General features: G+C 45.7%; 13 protein-coding genes. 7 read left to right on the top strand and 6 right to left on the bottom strand.

The genetic code is table 11. The annotated features are described in order from the left end of the window. The first annotated feature begins 81 nt into the window (after positions 1–81). From K9M52_RS12900 to K9M52_RS12890, 3 genes are all read left to right on the top strand, one after another. Positions 82–1,044, top strand: coding sequence for a methylenetetrahydrofolate reductase (locus K9M52_RS12900; protein WP_224068839.1), 963 nt, complete (start codon positions 82–84; stop codon positions 1,042–1,044). Between the two features lie 487 nt (positions 1,045–1,531). Continuing rightward, complete coding sequence (locus K9M52_RS12895; RefSeq protein WP_224068838.1) at positions 1,532–2,743, top strand: GTP-binding protein; 1,212 nt, start codon at positions 1,532–1,534, stop codon at positions 2,741–2,743. Positions 2,744–2,870: 127 nt separating this feature from the next. Beyond that, the gene (locus K9M52_RS12890; RefSeq protein ID WP_224068837.1) at positions 2,871–5,318 is read left to right on the top strand and encodes a TonB-dependent receptor; all 2,448 of its coding nucleotides are present in this window, start codon (positions 2,871–2,873) and stop codon (positions 5,316–5,318) included. A gap of 60 nt (positions 5,319–5,378) precedes the next feature. On the opposite strand, the gene K9M52_RS12885 is transcribed toward K9M52_RS12890, so the two are convergent. The 6 genes from K9M52_RS12885 to modA all read right to left on the bottom strand — a co-directional run bounded on the left by K9M52_RS12885 (position 5,379) and on the right by modA (position 10,959). After that, positions 5,379–6,485: a Gfo/Idh/MocA family protein gene (locus tag K9M52_RS12885; protein ID WP_224068836.1), complete on the bottom strand. Its 1,107-nt coding sequence runs from the start codon at positions 6,483–6,485 to the stop codon at positions 5,379–5,381. Between the two features lie 132 nt (positions 6,486–6,617). Further along, positions 6,618–6,959, bottom strand: coding sequence for a TfoX/Sxy family protein (locus K9M52_RS12880; RefSeq protein WP_224068835.1), 342 nt, complete (start codon positions 6,957–6,959; stop codon positions 6,618–6,620). Positions 6,960–7,026: 67 nt separating this feature from the next. Further along, positions 7,027–8,547 (bottom strand): sulfatase-like hydrolase/transferase, encoded by a 1,521-nt coding sequence (locus K9M52_RS12875; RefSeq protein ID WP_224068834.1) that lies wholly within the window; start codon positions 8,545–8,547, stop codon positions 7,027–7,029. A 124-nt stretch (positions 8,548–8,671) separates the two neighbouring features. Next, positions 8,672–9,514: an ATP-binding cassette domain-containing protein gene (locus K9M52_RS12870; RefSeq protein ID WP_224068833.1), complete on the bottom strand. Its 843-nt coding sequence runs from the start codon at positions 9,512–9,514 to the stop codon at positions 8,672–8,674. Then, a complete protein-coding gene (gene modB / locus K9M52_RS12865) occupies positions 9,511–10,191 on the bottom strand; it encodes a molybdate ABC transporter permease subunit (protein ID WP_224068832.1) in 681 nt (226 codons plus the stop codon). The genes K9M52_RS12870 and modB overlap by 4 nt, the downstream gene beginning before the upstream one ends. Before the next feature lie 15 nt (positions 10,192–10,206). Then, entirely contained in the window at positions 10,207–10,959 is a 753-nt protein-coding gene (gene modA / locus K9M52_RS12860; RefSeq protein ID WP_224068831.1) for a molybdate ABC transporter substrate-binding protein, read from the bottom strand. Between the two features lie 278 nt (positions 10,960–11,237). On the opposite strand from modA, the gene K9M52_RS12855 reads away from it, so the two are divergent. The 4 genes from K9M52_RS12855 to K9M52_RS12840 all read left to right on the top strand — a co-directional run bounded on the left by K9M52_RS12855 (position 11,238) and on the right by K9M52_RS12840 (position 20,416). After that, entirely contained in the window at positions 11,238–13,166 is a 1,929-nt protein-coding gene (locus tag K9M52_RS12855) for an outer membrane protein assembly factor BamB family protein (protein ID WP_224068830.1), read from the top strand. Between the two features lie 232 nt (positions 13,167–13,398). Then, positions 13,399–14,655: an exonuclease/endonuclease/phosphatase family protein gene (locus tag K9M52_RS12850; protein ID WP_224068829.1), complete on the top strand. Its 1,257-nt coding sequence runs from the start codon at positions 13,399–13,401 to the stop codon at positions 14,653–14,655. Between the two features lie 3 nt (positions 14,656–14,658). Then, on the top strand, positions 14,659–19,062 hold the full coding sequence (locus K9M52_RS12845; protein WP_224068828.1) for a DUF6603 domain-containing protein: 4,404 nt from the start codon (positions 14,659–14,661) through the stop codon (positions 19,060–19,062). 28 nt (positions 19,063–19,090) lie between these two features. Next, the gene (locus K9M52_RS12840; RefSeq protein ID WP_224068827.1) at positions 19,091–20,416 is read left to right on the top strand and encodes a hypothetical protein; all 1,326 of its coding nucleotides are present in this window, start codon (positions 19,091–19,093) and stop codon (positions 20,414–20,416) included. Positions 20,417–20,423: the final 7 nt, after the last annotated feature.

Genomic DNA, 20,423 nt, shown 5'->3' with positions numbered 1-20,423 from the left:
TACTTTTGCAGATAGTAAGCGGATCAGACAGAAAATAGCATAGTTAAACAAAAGACAAGGACAAGTTTAGTATAAGGGTATATGTTTTTAGATAAAGTCAAATCAGGAAAGTCAGGAATTTTAACCTACGGAATTACGCCTCCCAAAGAAGGCACTTCTCCGGAGAAAGTCGCAGAAATTGCTCAAAAAACATTGGAAAGGCTCGTGTCCCTGGATATCGACGCCCTGGTGGTTTATGATGTGCAGGACGAGTCAGCCCGTACTTCGGTTGAGCGTCCATTTCCCTTTATGAATGCACTTGATCCATTCAATTTCTCCAGGCAGTATCTGCAAGATCTGAAGGTCCCGAAAATCATTTACAGACCCGCTGGTAAATTTTCAAGTGAGGAACTGACACAGTGGCTGGATGATATTCATATACAACAGTTCTATCCGGTATTTGTAGGCGTACCTGCAGCTGATTACCCTGTTAAAGTAACATTGCCGGAAGCTTATGGTCTGTGGCAGAAATTCAATGAAACATCTGTTCTGGGGGCTGTTACGATTCCAGAAAGACACGCTGTCTTACACGATGAGGATAAACGCATTTTAGATAAAGCCGCCTGTGGCGTTTCTTACTTTATTTCTCAATGTGTTTTCAATCTGGACTATGCGAAAAAAATGATAGAAGACCTTTGCCTGACCAGTCAAAAGCAGCAGATCACCCCTCCCACGATTGTTTTTACATTAACGGTATGCGGCTCTGTAAAGACGCTTCGGTTTATGGAATGGTTGGGTATTCATATTCCGGATCAACTTAAAGAAGAATTATTACAAGCCGACAATATGTTGGAAAAATCCCTGAATGTTTGTCTAGATATTGCTGATCAACTGATTGAATTCTGCACTAGAAGCTGCGTCCCTTTTGGATTTAATATTGAGAGTCTGGCTATTCGAAAAGATGAAATCAATGGCTCAATTGACCTTGTCAACAAGATTGGAAAAATGTTGAACAGAGAGGATGCGACGAAGCAAAGAGAGGTGCATACTTTCAACCGGCAATAAATACCGAAACTTCAATCCCACCGGCTTAGCGATATCTTGAATATAAAAATAGAACGATAACGGCACCTGACTCAGCTAATGAACACCGTTATTGCCTCATCTGAGGAGGTTGTCTGCTCGTTCATCTGCTGCCTTATTTTTCAGGAAAAGCCCGGGCACCTGACAAAAAAGCCATTCATGTTCCCGCCCCGCTCCACACGGGATCGCCAGAATAGTCAAAAAAATATTTGCATCAATGTTGCAATAAATAGTAGGCATTCTTTATATTTGCAACAACGTTTCATTATTAAACTAAAAAATATGATCCCCCAGACTTTTGACCAGTGGCGTAACTGCATTGAAAATCAATGCGAAATCAAACTAAGTAAACACTTCGCGAGGCGCCGGCTGGCCGTATTTCGCAATGCAGAACATCCTGAAACACGCCGATTTATTGAAATCTATGGGAAAAATCATTTAGAAAATATAATTAACTGGTACAGCGTATATGAACACTGATAAAAGAAAACTTCCCGTAACCGTATTAAGCGGCTTTTTGGGAGCAGGCAAGACCACCCTTCTTAACTATCTACTACATAATAAACAGCATCTTAAAGTTGCCGTCATTGTCAATGATATGAGTGAAGTGAATATAGATGCCAAACTGGTAGAGAATGAAGAGGTTTTATCAAGAACTGAAGAAAGATTAGTAGAAATGAGTAATGGCTGTATCTGCTGCACACTTAGGGAAGACTTGGTAAAAGAAGTCGAGCGCCTGGCAGCTGAAAACCGCTTTGATTATTTGCTCATCGAAAGTTCCGGTATCAGCGAGCCAGTTCCGGTAGCACAGACCTTTTCGTATGTTAACGACGAGAGCGGTATAGACCTGTCAAGGTTCAGCTATATCGATACGATGGTCACGGTAGTAGACTGTCTTAATTTTTTCAATGATTTCGGCACAAATGAACGTTTAACAGATCGGGCACTCACCAATATGGAAGGGGATGACCGGACCATTGTCGATCTGCTCACCGATCAGATTGAATTCGCCAACGTCATCGTTTTAAACAAGACTGATCTTGTAGACGGAAAAACCCTCGGCCTCCTGGAAGCAGCTATTCACAAGTTAAATCCTTCAGCCAGAATTCTAAGATCTTCCTTTGGACAAATTGATCCGAAACTGATACTCAATACCGGGCTTTTCGATTTTGATGAGGCACAAACTTCTGCCGGCTGGCAAAAAGAACTCCAGACAGAAAACCACACGCCCGAAACCGAAGAATATGGTATTAGTTCCTTTGTTTTCAGAAGTAAGCGTCCATTCCACCCAGAACGTTTCTGGACCTATCTTAATGAGCAATACCCCCAGGAGATAATTCGGGCCAAAGGATTATTCTGGCTAGCCTCCCGGCCTGATGAGGCAATGAATTTCTCCCAGGCGGGAGGCTCTTCAAGACTGGAAAGAGCAGGCGTGTGGTGGTGCAGTATGCCTTACTCTGAGCGTATCAAGTATGCATCTTTTGTTTATAACCAAAAGGATATTGAAAGCAGGTGGAACAAAAAATGGGGAGACAGGATCAATGAACTTGTATTTATTGGCCAGAACATAGAAAAGGAAAAGGTCATAAATGACCTTAACAGCTGTCTGCTACAAGACGATGAGCCATCTCCCTTTGGTAACGGTTTTCAGTTTAACGACCCTTTTCCCATGAAGACTTAATTTCAACTCCATCTTCATCATTTTTGCTTTGAACCCGCAACCTTATTAGTTAATATTCATATTGCCAAATTAATTATTTAGGTTTACCAAAATTATATCTTATATTTGCGCTCATATATTGATTATAATGAGAGAAACATTGCTTTTAGGTACTATTTTCGTTCTAATGGGTTTTAGTGTTGATTATCGCAGAATAAGCGGTATCGTTAAAGATGCCGGAAATAACAGGCCTTTAGCGGGCGCTTCCATAAAGATTCTGGAGAGTGCAAAGGGCGTTGTGACCGATCAAAACGGCGTCTTCTCAATAGATGTGGCAAATGACCCGTCTGATGTCAAAGTCGTCATTTCCTCCACCGGCTATAAAACGGATACGCTAATGCTCTGCTCCACGGTAGCATTTCATACGTTGTTTTTAGAGCAGGTAGCAGGCACATTAACCGATGTAACGGTTCGTACAGACAGGCAGAAAGAATTGAGGGAAAACCCCGTAGCGATCACTTCGGTACCTGCCTTGAAGATTGACCGGACGCTTCAAAGTAATATCATTGATGTCCTTGTTAAAAACGTCCCGGGGCTAAATGCGGTTAAAACCGGCCCGAACATATCCAAGCCGTTTATCCGGGGGCTTGGATACAACCGGGTGTTGACTTTATACGATGGCATTCGACAGGAAGGACAACAATGGGGAGATGAACATGGTATTGAAATTGATCCCTACGGCCTGCAGAAAGCGGAAGTGCTAAAAGGCCCTGTTAGTCTTATATATGGCTCTGACGCATTGGCTGGAGTCGTCAGCCTGATACCCTTTAGGCCAAAAGACCAGACCGGAAACATTCGAGGCCGTCTGACCAGCGAATATCAGCAAAACAATGGATTAATCGGCAATGGTATCCGTCTATACAGCAGCAACAGAAACTGGTATTTTCTCGGTGCCGGCAGTTACAGGATGGCAAAAAACTTCCAAAATCCGGTAGATGGTCGTGTCTATAATACCAATTTTAAAGAAGCCTCAGCTACCGTATCATTAGGGCACACCGGAGCCAACGGTAAAAGTACTATTAATCTTACCTTGTTTAATGACCGGCAAGGTATACCCGATGGCAGTAGAGATTCTCTTACAAGAAAATTCACTAAACAGATATATGAAGGAGACAGAGATAATATTAAAGACCGGCCAGTCGTATCTGATCAACAACTAAACAGCTACAGGCTAAGTCCGTTGCATCAGCGCATACAACATTACCGGATCTATTCAAACAACCAGTATAAATTAAGACATGGAGAGGTAGAAGCGTCCATAGCCTGGCAACAAAACATCCGGCAAGAGTTCAGTCATCCTACTATTACGGATCAGGCCGGTATGTATGTCCGCCTAAATACCTTGAACTTTGGATTTAAGTATACTTTACCGGTCTGGCAAAATTTGGATTTAACCATTGGCGTCAATGGCATGAATCAAGGCAACAAAAATAAAGACGCTACAGATTTTCCCATTCCTGATTACCGGCTTTGGGATATCGGCAGCTTCATTTTCTCTAAATGGAAATATAAGCACTTTACCTTTAGCGGAGGTATTCGTTACGACCACAGACACATAGATGGCAAACCCCTATATACCGTAAAAAATCAGTATACCGGGTTTGATAAAACGACGGATCATCCTGATGCGAAAGCTACGAGACAATTCAGTCGTTTCAATAAAAGCTTTCATGGCCTCTCTTTAAGTCTGGGCAGCACCTATACCTTCAACAGCCATATCAGCCTGAAAGCAAATATAGCCAGGGGTTACAGAGCACCCAACATCACGGAGCTTGCCGCAAATGGCCTGGATCCGGGCGCGCACATTATCTATAAAGGAAATATGAATGCCCAACCCGAGTTCAGCTTCCAGCAAGACCTTGGCATGGATATGGAATACAGTGCCTTCTCAGGATCGATTAGCGTTTTTAATAATTATATCAATCACTATATTTACTTGACAGAACTTTCTAATGATGGAGCACCCCTCACCGATGCCCAGGGTAATAAAACTTTTCAATATCAACAGGCAGGTGCACACTTATATGGGCTGGAACTTACAGCAAACATACATCCCCGATCCCTGAAAGGCCTTTCCTGGAATAACAACCTCTCCATCACCTATGGCGCAAATACAAGTCACTTATATGAAAATAAAGGCACATTAGGCAGATATCTGCCTCACATCCCACCGGTTAGCTGGCTCAGCAACATTACACAAATTGTTTCCTTACAAAACAAGGTCTTCCGTTGTCTAACTTTCATGACTGAACTCGATTACCATGGATCTCAAAACCGGTTCCTGGGTCTATATAATACAGAAACCGCCACACCGTCTTATACACTGGTTAATATCGGCACAGGGGTTTCCCTGCAATGTAACGGACGGCAACGTATCGAATTACAGGTTGCGATAAACAATGTGATGAATACTACATATCAGAGCCATATGAGCAGATTAAAATACTTTGAGTATTATAGCTTCTCTCCTACCCACCGTTACGGCATTTATGGGCCCGGCCGAAATATATGTATCAAAATCATATTTCCTATATAAACGGTTAAGCATAAAAAAGATCTCCTTTTATCATAAGCTCAATTCAAGAATATCTATTGCCTACTTCAGGTATATTTTCCTGCCCTCCCTGGCAGATTGTCTGGCGGCCGCCAGTATCTTCACCACAATGAGATTATTTTGAAGGGAAGACAGATCATTGCCGGGATCCAGCTGTCCCCTTACAACCGCAGACACATAGGCAACATAATCCCGGTAGGGTTGTGCCGGAGCAGGCAACTTTTCTATAGTATAATTCATCTCTCCATTCTTTCTCGCACGCAGCTGGTCGGGGTCAACAGCCTGAAGATAGCCGTTCTTACCGAAGACTTCCCAATCCTTAATATTATACGGCCAGTTCCATGAAGCTTCAATAATACCGGTAGCAGCGGGGTAATCTAAAACGATAGTAGCATCGTCGTCCACATTTGGGTAAATAGTGGGCTTGATCTGCCTGGTGACCGCATAGACCGCTTCGGGAGCGCTGCCATTCATCAGCCATGTCATCAGATTCGCTCCGTAACAACCAAAATCAAATAAAGCGCCTGCTCCGTTCTTTTTCGGATCAGTCAGCCAGGACAAAAACTGTGGGCTACAGCCGATCTCTTTAGGCCCCTGATGCCCGTCGTGTGCCACCATTTTTCTGACCTCTCCGATTTCATTTGCGCTGACCTGCTTATATACGGCCTGGTTACTCGCATACCAGCTTGTTTCATAATCTGTTAATACGTAAATATGATGCTGCTTAGCCAGAGAAACAATCCGTTCCGCATCTTTCACCGTTGTCGCCAGCGGCTTTTCCACCATGACATTCACATGCAAAGGAGCACAGGCCTCTACCACCGAAAGATGGGCGACGTTCGGTCCAAATGCCATAACGACTTCTGGCTTTCTGTTCCTGAGCAACACCGAAAGGTCCTTATAAAACAAAGTATCGGCCAAATGATAGGTCTTTTTAAACTTCTCAACTAAGACAGGATCTGATTCAACAATACCAACAATTGCCACTTCTCCTTTTTTGTAATGCTGCATCAAAAGGTAAACATGGTCATGGCTTAATCCCGCCAGGGCAACCTTCAGAGGTGCCTGCCGCCCTGAGGCGGATAATGAGAATCCCAAAAATGCAGCAAAACTCAATAACGCGGTACGCAATAACAAAGAAAGTTTCATGCTTATTTTTTTCAAGTGTTCAATACAAAATCCGGGTTTAAAATATGTAATATTCAAATTCAACCTGTGAGAGACCTCTACGCTAGACGTACAGCCATATCTATAAAGCGATAGTCTGTTATCGTTCTCCAATTATTTTTTGGAGGATTTAGCATCGCTATTGAAGTCCAGACAGAGTTGTATCCAAAATTCAAAATCTCTTTTCATTTTAATCCCCTCCGGTTCAACATAACAATAGCCATAATATTGCTTACCTTTCATTATCATGGGAAGAAACCCCAATTTTCCTGACAGCGCTTCAGTCTGTGTCGGATCGAAACGGCACATCAAATTGTCCCCGCTGACATTAATACACATTTTCCCGTTCACTAAAAAAGCAAGTCCGCCGAACATTTCCTTCTCATTAATTTTCAGGCCGGGAAACGATACTAAATACGCACGTACCCTGTCCGCAAGTTTCAAGTCGTATGCCATTAGATGCCCGGTTTATGAATTAAAAAAAGCAAGGAATACTTCTATTGGTCTGTGTCAAAGATCTGCCTTACTGAGGTCGCTCAAACCACCTTGTAAACTTTCCTTCGTCAAAGGCTTCCACATCTACTGACAGCTTTTGCTGTACCTGTTCGTCCAGTAGTGCAGCCATTTTTAACCTGACTTCCGTATATTTAGGGTCATTAGCCAGGTTTTCGTATTCTAAAGCATTTTCCTGGCGCAAATCATATAACTCAAACTCTTCAGGGTAGCCGCCCAATGCATCAAAGTATTTTGTATATTTCCAGTCGTTGGTCCGGACACAGCGAATGCGATTTGCAGCCTTAACAACACTGGCTTTGTCAGCAGCGCTGGCCTTGGTGTCATCGAAGGTGAACAACACGGCATCCTGTACCGGCTTATCTTCATTCAATAAAGGCAAAAGGCTGACACCTCGAACGCCTTCCGGAGGCTTTACGCCAGCGATGTCTGCAATAGTGGGCATAATATCTATCAAAGATGCCAGGTTCCGGGTAGATTTATAAGCCGTGTCCTTAGGAAAAAGAATTGGATTGGAAAACACCATAGGAATCCTTATCGCTTCCTCATAAGCAACAAATGCTTTTTGTCGCATACCTCCATGCGTCATGCCCATTTCCCCGTGATCAGCCAGTCGGATAACCACTGCCTGATCAGCCAGCTTAGGGGCACCGTCCTCTTTATACAATTCATCAATAAAATAACCTATTTCCTTATCGACCTGGCGTAGCAGATTAGCGTAGAAATTAAGATAATTGGTTTGCTTCTCCGCTGTATTAAGCCTTCCCAGGCTAATGCCGGCTGTCGTTTTTACCTGTGCCTGCGCGGAAGGCTTTCCATTGGCCACCAAGTCTTCATTTACGGTCTCTGGTAGCATAATAGGTCCTTCGAGGAATGTATCACTATATCCATAATGGAAACCTCTGGGATAACAGAGCACATCATGTGGGTTCACCAAAGAAAGGATAAGGCAGTACGGCTTGCTTTTGCCTTGAGCTCTCAGGCGCTTTACATTTTGCAAAAATTCAATTCCTTCTTGTATATATGCACCGTCATGGTTCGCAAATCCACCTCCGAAGTTCTCCGGAGCGGTATCCTCTCCGGCATCGGGCGCTTTCCAGCCCCTGAACCCATAGAGAGCGATATCCGATGGTGCGGGCCCGCCGCCGTCCTCTCCTTTGCTGATATGCCATTTCCCTCGATAATGTACGTCATATCCGGCGTCAACCAACATCCGGGCAACGTTAGGCAAGGTATTATCCAGTGTCACCTCTCCCGAAGAGTATTTTCCTCCACTGGTTAGTGTTTGCGTTACATGATGCTGCGCGGGATAAAGTCCGGTCAGCAGGGTCGATCTGCTGGGAGAACACATACATGTATTACAGAAAGCCCGGTCGAAACTAAATCCGTTTTCCTTTAAAAACGTGAGAGATGTAAGATGCTCTTTTTCCCAGTTTTCAGGAAAATGCTGCGTCGCCCTTTCCTGATCGGTAATAATCATAATAATATCCGGTTGGCCTGACAAACCCGCTAGACGGTCGCTGAAATTCATAGATTAGTTTTTAATGATTGAAATATAACGCTCCACTAAGATACAAATAAATGTCAGAATGCCGTTATATAGCAATTTGTGCCCTTAAACGACAAATACCATGATTAAAACAAGTTCATTATTTTCAGAAATGAGGAAATATATGAACATGGCCATTACCATACGCGATAGAGAGGGTCGAGCCTTCTTTCAACTTGCTCGCGGTCAATTCGTCTATGGGCATTTTCAGGATCTCATTATCCAGGGCTATTTCCGCCATAAATCCAGATCCATATGCATAAATGCGTTTTATCTTACCGCTGTATCTACACGCAATAGTCTTCATGGGGATGGTCCGTCCATTCTCTATTTCAACAACTTTATCCGCATTCCCGTTAATATCAATAAGGTCATGGGATACCAATATAGTCGTTAAGTGCAACTGCTGATGGAGGCTTCTTAATTCTTTCCTTAATTGATACCCCATCTGTTCATCCAGAGATGAAAATGGTTCATCCAGCAACAGTAGCCCGGGCTTTCTTGCCAAAGCCCTCATCAACGCCACCCGCTGCTGCTGTCCACCCGATAAAGTTTGAGGCATTCTGGCTGACAACGCTTTCATTTCCGTCATCAAAAGCAGACGGTCCAGATAGGCTTCATCTTTATTCTTGCCTGCCGCGAATATCAGATTATCCATCACGGACATGTTGGGAAAAAGGGCCAAATCCTGAAAAACAAAGCCAATATTTCTTTTTTGAATCGGCAGGTGAACCTTATTTCTAGCGTCAAACCACACTACATTATCCACTGCTATATGTCCCTGATCAGGCTTCATTAAGCCGGCGATCATTCTCAGCAGGCTTGTTTTTCCCGTTCCTGACTTACCGAAAATGACAACAAACTCACCGGATTTGATCTCTATATCAGCTGTAAACATTTTGCTGCCCTGGGCCATATTCAACTGCTTCTGCAGGGAAATCTTGATCATAAGTTTATACGGGAATTAAAAAGCTTTTTATTCAATCCATAGGCAAACAGCAAAATAACAAATGAAATAACAATCAATACAATGGAGTAAATATGAGCTGTGTGGAAGTCCAGGGACTCAACGGAGTCATAAATTGCGATCGAGGCGACTTTGGTAGAGCCGTCAATATTTCCGCCAATCATCAGCACCACACCAAACTCTCCAAGTGTGTGTGCAAAAGTCAGTACCATTCCCGTTAGCAGCGCCGGTTTAATATTGGGAAGAAGGACTTTGAAAAGTGTCTGCTTTTTCGACCTGCCGAGAACATATGAAGCTTCTCTGAAGCTGGGAGGTAATCCCTGCAAGCCGGCCTGTAATGGATGAATCATAAAGGGAAGACTGTAAATAAGAGATCCAAGAACCAACCCCGGAAATGAGAAAACCAATCGCAAATCAAAATACTCCTGAAAAAAAGCGCCAACAAAATGATGAGGGCTAAAGGTGACCAAAAGATAAAAACCGAGCACAGAAGGCGGTAATACTAACGGTAAGCTGACCATCGCTTCGATAACCGATTTACCTCTGAAAGATCTGAAGGCCAAAAAGGAGGCGATCGGAATGCCAACAACCAACAACAGCACTGTAGTGATCAGTGACAGTTCAAGGCTCAAAATAAGCGGTTGGAAGTTGAATGCCATAAAGCGCTGATTTGTTTAATGTATTCTGTAACCAAAATATCTAAAGATCGCTCTTCCCCCAGAGCTAAAAAGAAAATCATAGAAAGCACGGGCCATCTTAAGATGATTGCGTTTGGCAAATTTCAATATGATGACGCCTTGCGCTATGGGTTGATAGAGGTCTGCTTTTACTTCTATCCATTTCCCTTTCCGGCTCATATCGGGGCTTTTAACGACGGACATCGCCGTAAACGCAACATCAGCAGCACCGCTCAATAGGTATTGATTGACCTGGGCGATGCTTTCACCATAAACAATTTTATCTTTAATGGTTTCAAACATACCCGTTTTCTTAAGCGCGGTTATAGCGGCTACCCCGTAAGGTGCGATGGCAGGGTTGGCAACCGCAATGGTTTTTATCGTCGAGGACCGGAGTCTATCCAGTCCCGGCGTCGTCTTGCCGGCAGTCCATAATACAAGTTTACCAAACGCATATATCGCAGGGGCCGCCAGTGCATCGCCGGCCTCATAAATAGAGCTGGGATACTTCATGTCCGCCGACAAAAAAATATCATAGGGCGCACCATGCTTGATTTGTGCCGTCAACTTCCCCGATGAACTGACAATCAAATCGATCTTTCCCGGATGATCTTTTTGAAAAGCTGTCTTTAACGAATCCATGACAAATTGGGCGTTTGCCGCCACAGCTATGCGCAAAGTCTGTCCATTGACGCTGGCAATACATAACAAAATTACAAAGATAGCTCCTAAAGTCTTGAACCGACGCATAATCATTCCTCTTTTGTAGCGGTTAAAACAACCGGAATCAAAAATATGCTATTTTAAGCACATAGAGGTTCTCCAGACCGCAGTAGAAGAGCAGGCAACAACAGATAATAACTTCATTACTCAGCATTATTGCCTAGATTAGAAAAAACGGCGGCTGTTTAGGAATTTGATTAGCTTTGTCTGGCAGGCTCATTATCCGCTACCAGAAACAATAAGGCTTACACTGCCTTACAGTGTGGTATTATTTTTATAAGATTCTAACCATTAATTTTAACCTGATGATTTTAAAACGACTATTTGTTCTGTTTTTGACATGTCTCTGCACCCGGATGGCGGTCGCACAAAACAGAGCCACCGATTTTAAATTCGCTTTTATTTCTGATACACATGTAGGCAGCGCAACAGGTGCAGAAGACCTGCGAAGGGTCGTGAAAGATATCAATGCAGACACCTCGCTCAAATTTGTGGTGCACACGGGAGATGTCACCGAGTTTGGGGCAGACGCCGAACTGGAACTGGCCAAGCAAATACTGGACAGCCTGAACAAGCCATACTATGTCATACCCGGCAACCACGACGCCAATTGGTCAGAGAGTGGAGCAAATAGTTTCCGGACAGTTTTCGGCAAAGAAACTTTTGCCTTTAATTATGGTGGTTATCTGTTTCTCGCGACAGGCTCCGGCCCAAATATGCGCATGGGCCCCGGCCAGATACCCCGTGAAGAAATTGTCTGGCTTGACTCGGTCTTAAAAGAAGTAAAAAATGAAAAACAGCCAATCGTTTTTCTAAATCATTACCCGCTCGACTCCGGTTTAAATAATTGGTATGAAGCGATTGACCTTTTAAAAAAACACGACATTCAACTGATACTTGACGGGCACTGGCATCGAAACGCGAAACTGAATACAGAAGGTATTCCCGCCATCGTCGGACGCTCTACGCTTCGGGCAAAAGACAGCATAGGCGGTTATAATATTGTTCATTTCCGTGATAGTATAGCTACTTTTGCCATAAGAATACCCGGTGTTAAAACCGATGCGCCCTGGGCAGCAATTACGTTGAGAGATCATTATTTTGGAAGGGATACAACCTCCTACCCCCGGCCATCCTACGCAGTCAATGAAGATTACCCCATGGTTAAGACCCGCTGGCAGTATAAGGACAAAAGTGATATCGGAACGGGCATCATCAGCTATGAAAATCTGTTAATTACCACCAATACCAACGGCTCACTATTTGCGCTGGACAAAAAACATGGTCGCCTTAAGTGGACCTTCCGGACGGGAGGTAAGATATATTCTACGCCGGCTGTTGGAGATGACAAAATTGTTGTGGCATCGACTGATAAAAATATTTATTGCGTGGACGCGGCGACAGGTCAGCCTGTCTGGAAGTATACAACAGAAAAGCCGAACGTGGCTTGCCCTCTCATCGTCCATGATAAAGTTTATATCGGTGGCTCCGACGGCCATTTCAGAGCATTTAATTTGAATACCGGGCAGCTTTTATGGGACTATCCGGAGGTCAAGGGGTTTGTTGTGGATAAGCCATTGCTATATAACAACAAAGTGTATTTTGGCTGCTGGGCAAATGATTTCTATGCACTGGATACCGCCACCGGAGAATTAGCCTGGAAATGGAATAATGGTTCCGGCAACAGGATGTATTCTCCGGCAGCCTGCTGGCCGGTGGCCGCCAACAACCGGATATTTATCGTCGCGCCGGACAGGGTCATGACCGTTTTTAATGCTGAAAACGGCCGCGTTATATGGCGCAAAGGAAATCCTGACTGGAAAGTCAGGGAATCAATGGGGCTGTCTTCGGATAGTGCTTTAATTTATACAAAGACCATGCAAGGGGAATTATGCGGTTTCTCAACTACGTCTGATACCATGCAGTTAGCCTGGCACCCGGACGTTCAACTGGGTTATGAAATCTGCCCCACTCCTATCGTGGAAAAGAATAATATCGTTTACCTGCCTACCGGTTCCGGCCTGGTAGTAGCAGTAAGCCGGCAAAGCGGAAAAGTTCTATGGAAATATAAAGTTTCCAATGGTCTGGTTAATGGCATATTACCTTTAAATGACCATACCGTTATTGTCAGCACCATGGACGGGAAGATCACCTGCCTCCAGCCGGTTGGATATAATCAACCGGCCGGCGGTTCGATTCAGGCAACCCTTCCTCGCCCCAGGTCGGTAAAATAAGGGCTTTTACTTTCACATATATTAATTTTGATTCTTATCATATAATATCTTAACTTTACTCCAACACTTAAGACGATTTACAGCCGGTGTATTCATTCTTTAAAGGTTGTCATCGTTTTGATTATTTAGTGTTCTGTTCGACTTTTGAAATTAACGGAGCTGACCGATAGCTGACCAACCTTAAAGCAGGCTTTTTACCAACATATTTTGCTCATTAATAATTTAAGCAAATATGGCTCAAACGGTAAAGGTATTGAACTGGAACATCCAAAATTATGGGAAAACCAAATCCGGGTTTAAGGACATCGTAGATGGAATTGCAGAAACGGTTTATGCCATCCGTCCTGATATATTCGCATTGGTTGAACTAAATACCACCTTAAATTCAACGGCCGGTGCAGTAGCAGCTTCAATTGCTAAAGCTTTGTATGCACTCAGCCTGAAGAATGGTGTCAGCGAGTACAGGCTCTGTATTCTCTCATCGAATACCGGCCTGGAATATTACGCCTTCTTTATCCGTGATCCTACTAAGACAATACCGCTTCATCCGATAGATAAAACCGTTGGCGGTCACGTGTCGACAATCGGCGGCCTATTTTATCCTTCCTTTGCAGATGTTGAATTCAGAAAATTCACCTATACTTTCGCTGCCGGCAAAATCAAAATCTCTGAAGGAGCCTGTCTATTATACCCTGATGTCCAGAAAGTCTCTATCTTTGGCCGGCCGCTTGGTCTTCCAACCTGGCCGGGTACCCGACAGCCTGCCTTGTGTATGTTCTGGTGTCCTTCTGCCAGCGGAGCAAACAAATTACTGCCCGTTATTGTCTGTCATTTTGCACCAAATAGTAATCTGGCCATTCAACAATTTCAAACCCTCCGGTATTTCTCGCCCATAAATGGCGTCTCACCGCAACCGCTCTTTGCAGGCCCGCCGTCAGTTCCGCTTAACATAAGCTATAAGATCGGTGGAGCAACAGCAACAGCTAATGTCTGTAATTATGTACTGACCGGTGATTTTAATGTAAATTTCATTGATCCAACACAAAGGACCGGATACAGCTCCGTAGAGGGAGTTGCATACCCTGACCTGGGTGGAGTACCAGCCATCAAAGATGGCACACATCTGGTTACACCGAAATTTTTTAGTCCGCGCGATTTTAAGTCCACAGCACAACTGCCGATCAGTGGCTTTGACAATTTTTTCCTCAGGTCAGGTCCTCCTGCACCTGCCGCCGTGACTTTTGCGGGTCCACTGACGACAAATATTCCAGAATTGATCCGCATTCGCCAAATCAAACTTTTGGATTCGGTAAGTCATTATGCTGAACTTGACCAGCGGGGCTTTCAGGCCGGTGATTACAAGCTCCCGTTAACGGATTATGCAAGCCAATTACTGGGGCGTACTGCTATAAATCTTTCCGGCTCACTAATCGGCGGCCGTATAATAAGTGATCATTTACCTGTTTCCTTCACGCTCACACTACCTTAAACGATGGCCTTAACATTTGACAAACTAAAAGAGCTCCTGACGCCAGACAACCAAAAGCAGATTTCTTTGCCGGCGGACAAACTGGAGACGCCCACACTCACTGCACTCTGGCAATTGGCCTTCTTTGCATCTGCGGGTACATTGAACATCAGTCAGGCGTCGATGAGCGCAGACGACAAATTGCAACTAATAATCATTAAAGGTGAAGTCAGTAAAAACGTATTGACCGGCGTTGAGAAAGGTCAGCTAACAGAGGGTAAATTTATATTCAATACAGCAGATAATACTGTCTCGGCAAAACTGTCAATCTCCATCGCGGATCCATCCTGGTCACTGGCCATGATGTTCCCCATACTGTCCGGCCCGCTGGTGGACTCCATCACGCTGGCAATGCCCTCCATTATCATCGATACCGATTCTACGGCGCAGCTTCCGGCAGATTTCAGAAGCAGCTTCGGCTACCCTCCGGAAATCAAGCCGGTGGCGGATAGTCTTGTTAGCGGTTTGTCTTTTGCCGCGACAGTGAATATAAAGGGCGAACAACAGTCTCTGATCGGCGCTGTGATTAATTTACCCGTCGCCATGAGCGGCCCTATATCCCTCTGGCATTTTAAAGGCGATAATTACATGCCAGAGGCGATTTACCCCGAATTACTGCTGGAGATGGCAGTTGGCGGCAAGTCCTATAGCTATGGTGAAAACAAATTCTCTTTCACCATGCAAATGGCCGTTCTCTTCCAGGAAATAGTCGCGGATACCCCCCTGGCATTTGCGGTCACCCCCCTTACTGTCCTGGCTATACGATCCATTTTCAGTGCAAAAGGCTGGAAGGAGATACCGGCGACCATGTATCTATATCAGGATGACAATGAGAGCGTCCGCGTCGAAGTGGGACAGAATTTTACCCCGCTTACAGGCACTAAAAGTGATCTTAATTCCCTTGTAAACGGTGCCGATATCAGCTACCTTGTTGACCCCATCAGCAGCTTCCCGGCCTTCGAAAATCTGGCTTTAACATATGCATGCCTGGATCTCATGGTCAATCCGCTGTCTTTCTCCGATATCCTGTTTTCATTTACGATTACAGCAAAGCCATGGTCGCTTTTTAATGATCTCATCGTTATTGACCAGATCGCATTTTCACTTCAGGCAACCAATGAAAACGACGGGTGGGTCGCATCGGGTAATATCTACGCCTCTGCCATCTTTTATCCGGCATCCAACAAGAATATCGTATTGAGCGCTTATATCGCTCTACCCAGTCTGCTTTTTACGATCAAGTTGGATGTGCAAGCCAATCCGGGTAAAGAGATCGATCTGCTGGCACCGGTCAGGAATTTGGTGGGAGACTCGATCCCTATGCCGGTTATAACGGGAGCCACTTTTGAAGTGAATGGCGACATCAGAAATTCTGTGTATAGTTTTTCAGCGGATATAAAAGAAACATGGGAACTGATAGGAGGTGCAAATGGATTGATACTAACCGGGATGAGCCTGGCCCTCGCCACTAACATCACCACCGGTGCAATACAGGGATCAGTAACCGGACAGTTTCTGCTGGGTGGTATTGCAGTGTCTGTTTCGGCAGTCTACGATAGTCAGAATGGCTGGACTTTTACAGGCCGGACTGCGCCCGGCCAGATACCCAGCCTGACAGCACTCTTACGCAATCTTGGGGATTATTTTGGATTTAAGGTACCTGACGGATTTCCTGAAATGGACCTTTCCAATCTCAGCATTGAATATGCCGTTAAGGAACAGCGGATAGTTGTCGATGCCGCCCTATCTTTTGCAGGCGCCTCTATCAACTTGACAGATCTTCCACTGGTTGGCAAATACCTTTCCGAAAAAGATAGCATCAGGCTGCAGTCCATATCGCTCAATATCGATACCGGTGGCAATTCCACCTTGACCATCTATTTAACGTTAGGCCAAAAAGCACAAACCGTCACTCTTTCTTTTGGCAACGCCGTTACAGCAAATGATCAGTCTGCCTATGACGCCGGCTACCCTTTATTGGCAAGCCCGGATTCAGCTCCAGGTGTCGACGCCGGCTCACAAGCAGGTACCTGGATCAATATACAACAGAGTTTTGGCCCCTTAAGTATACAACAGATAGGGTTTCGGCTATCTGACGGCGGACTGGAAATCCTGTTCAATGCTGCACTCTCCTTTTCCGCTTTCAATGCCAGTGTACTGGGGCTCGGGGTCACCATTCCGCTAAAAAGTCCATATGTTCCAGGCTTTGCGATAGGTGGACTTGGTATCAGCTACAGCTGCCCGTCCCTGCGCATCGATGGTGCATTCCTAAAAACCGCCAATACGAATTACATGGAATTTGCCGGCGAGCTGATGGTTCGCTTCGGTAATTTCGGTTTGACTGCCATTGGCGCCTATGCGACCACGGATCCGGCATCACTGTTCGCCTTTGTCATGATCAACGCCCCGATCGGTGGTCCTCCTTACTTTTATGTGAACGGCCTTTCTGCGGGCTTTGGCTATAACTGCAACTTACTGCTGCCACCTATAGATAAAGTGACCAGCTTCCCACTCGTTGCGGGTGCGGGTTCCGGCGGAAATCCATTTGGCACCCACCCGACGCTTGCTGAGGCTATGAAAGTGATGGAGCAATATCTGAATGTATCTATCGGAGAAAATTGGTTGGCTGCCGGCGTCAGCGTCTCTTCTTTTGGCATGGTCAGTGTTTACGCACTGCTGTCAGTGGCCTTTGGCACCCGGTTCCAACTCGGCCTCTTAGGACTCGGTACGCTTCAAGTACCTGCAAAAGAACCTGAACCGGTTATTTTCGCACAGCTTGCACTGGAAGCACTTTTTATACCGCAGGATGGTCTTCTGGCCGTATATGCCGAGCTGACACCGGATTCCTATATACTGGCAAAAGCATGCCGGATAACGGGAGGGTTTGCCTTCTGCCTTTGGTTTACGCCAAATGAGCACGCTGGGGACTTTGTCATTACTTTTGGCGGTTACAACCCATACTTCAAAGCTCCTTCGTACTACCCCACTGTACCCAGGCTGGGCATGAACTGGGCAGTTTCCTCCGAGCTGGTCATTAAAGGAGGTATGTATTTTGCACTTACGCCTCACGCCGTCATGGCTGGTGGACGCCTGGAAGCGACCTGGAAAAGCGGCGCTATCAGCGCGAGCTTTATTGCACATGCAGATTTTTTAATTTATTGGAAACCTTTTAGCTATGATATCCGCCTGGGCGTGTCCTTTAGCGTAAACGCTTCGATCGATCTGGCCTTTGTCCGGATTTCTTTGTCAGTCAGTGTGGGTGCCGAACTACACATCTGGGGACCGGATTTTCATTACCGGGCTGTCATTGATCTTGACATTATTTCCTTTACCATCGGAGATGAGGAAGGAGGCGGCCAGCCTGCCGGTATTGACTGGCCTGATTTCCGGGATTCCTTTCTTGACCAGGAAGGTGGTTCAATGACACCGGCGTCCGTCGCCAGCTCTTTTATGCAACGACCGGTTGCCCGGCAGGCAAGGGACCCATTCTTGCTATCCGGCACGGCTCTTCCGGTGGCAGACAGTCCCTGCAGTAAGAGCGTGACCAGTCTTTCTGCAACGGACTCACCAGTCGTGCGCGCCGTTATAACCAACGGCGTCTTGCAGGACCTCACCGGTACGGATGCGTCCATCGATGTGCATCCTGATCCTGCTAATCCCTCTAAAACTGTAAAGGTCCCGATAGATTATATCGCGGATCCACAGCATTTCAGTTTACGCACGCAGGCCTTGGTAGCCGGGAAAACCCTCAGCTATAATACCTTGGAGGGAACCGGAAAATGGACGTCCGGCGGTACTGATTATACCTGGCTGACCGATTTTGGTATTGGCCCTATGCAACTGGAGGCTGGCGAGTTAAGCAGCACACATCTGGTGACGATCTGTCGGCTGACAGATTGTATGCTATATGATGGCTTCACTGTGACCCCTTTTATCTCCCGTGCACCAAAAGCGATGTGGATCTTTGACAAGCAGCTGAACACGGTTCTTAATAACAGCGCTCTGCTCGATAACGTCCTGCAGGGACTTGATATCATACCGGAGGTCATCACACCCGATCATTCATTGCCCATCCTTGTCGCGGCGCTGGAAACAGAAATAGAAGGAAAAGTGTCCGTTGACCGGGGTGTTAATACTGCACCTGTGAAAGATCCTTTTGGAGGCCTTGATCCCAACAGCACATTTTCAGCAACGATTGCCGAAGACTCCGTCGCACAGGTGCGCAGTGATATCCTGACAGATCTTTATGTGAATGGTTTCTCCGTAACCGGTGCCCTGCATACACAGCCTCTGCAGGATGCACAGACCTTACAACTGCTAAGCCCCATCATACTGGCTTATCTGGGAGAACCTAAACATCTCAGCTGAGAGTTCAAATATTATTAAAAGTAGAATCATGAACGATAAAAAGAAAGACATTACGTTTTACGAATTTTACCAGCCTCCACTAGAGTCGGGTGATTATCTGGTATCTGTATCTCAGCAGGTTGCCGGAACAGGACCCCACCCATTTAATCAGCAGTTTGACACCCATTTGAGCTTTGCGGTCCAGGGTATCCGCTTTAGCCTTTCACCCAATTATGTTCAAACTGTTTTTCCGCCTTCTTCGGCACAAGGCGAATTCGGCAGTGTTCTGCCACATGTCGTACTAACCGCCAAAACCCTTCCCTGGCAACGAGACCTGGGTATCGCCAATCAGACGGAAGAAGATAGCCTGACCTATCCATGGCTCGCAGTGCTCGTATTCGATGAAGGTGATCCTGCGCCTAAGATCCATTCCGGCAGCCTGAAAGATCTTTCGGATCTTCCTTCCGGAACATTGTCCTACCCGGGATTTACCCTTGAATACGGCCAGCACGAAACAGATCCCTGCCGTTATATAGACGTTCCGGCAGACTTATTTACAGCCATCGCTCCGCTGAGTACCGAGATGCAATGGCTCAGCAGTGCAAGACTGGTAAGCAAAGTGGCGACACAAGCCCGCGTCACTGACGGAGTCGACACGCCTCTGGGCGAATCGGCGGTAGTCGCCGGAAACCGCCTGGCAGTGGCGGGCCATAAAACGACCTGCTGCCTGGTTTCTCTTGAAAATATGGGCGAATATCTTCCGGACCGCACCGGACTTCCAACGGGAACAGCAGCGCTTCGTCTGGTTGTCCTGACCCAGTGGTTTTTCTCAAGTGTAGCCCAGCCCGTTACCTTCCGGCAATACTTCGAGGACCTGAACCACACTCCGGCCACTTTGCAGATTCCCTACGCGATGGCATCCGGGACCGCCAATGAAAGTGTAAAAAAAGCGCTCGAACTAGGCTACACTATCCTGCCTTACCATACGCGCCAGGGAGGAGATATCTATAGCTGGTATCGGGGTCCGTTTTTGCCCTTTACTACTGAACAAACGATGACTGTCCCGATACCCTCTCAAGATGCTTTAATCAGTTATGATCCTGAAAATGGCATTACAGACTTATCTCTTTCTGCTGCCTGGCAGCTTGGACGGTTACTGGCTCTCAATGACCTGGGCTTCTCCACCACCTTATATAACTGGAAACAAAGTCAGGATCAGGCGGCGGTCAACGCATTTGAGCAAGATTTTCTATCCGCCGGATTTCAGTTAGCAAGCGGTAGGCAGCGGTTGCATCAAAGTGACTTTCATCAGAAACTCATCAATGAAGCAGTAAAACCGTTGCTTGCCAGATTTACCGAAAAATACAAAAAATAAACCCAGT

Source organism: Arachidicoccus terrestris (assembly GCF_020042345.1).
GTDB lineage: Bacteria > Bacteroidota > Bacteroidia > Chitinophagales > Chitinophagaceae > Arachidicoccus > Arachidicoccus terrestris.
The sequence above is the reverse complement of the archived record's forward strand: the minus strand, read 5'-3'. Positions and strand labels throughout refer to the sequence as shown.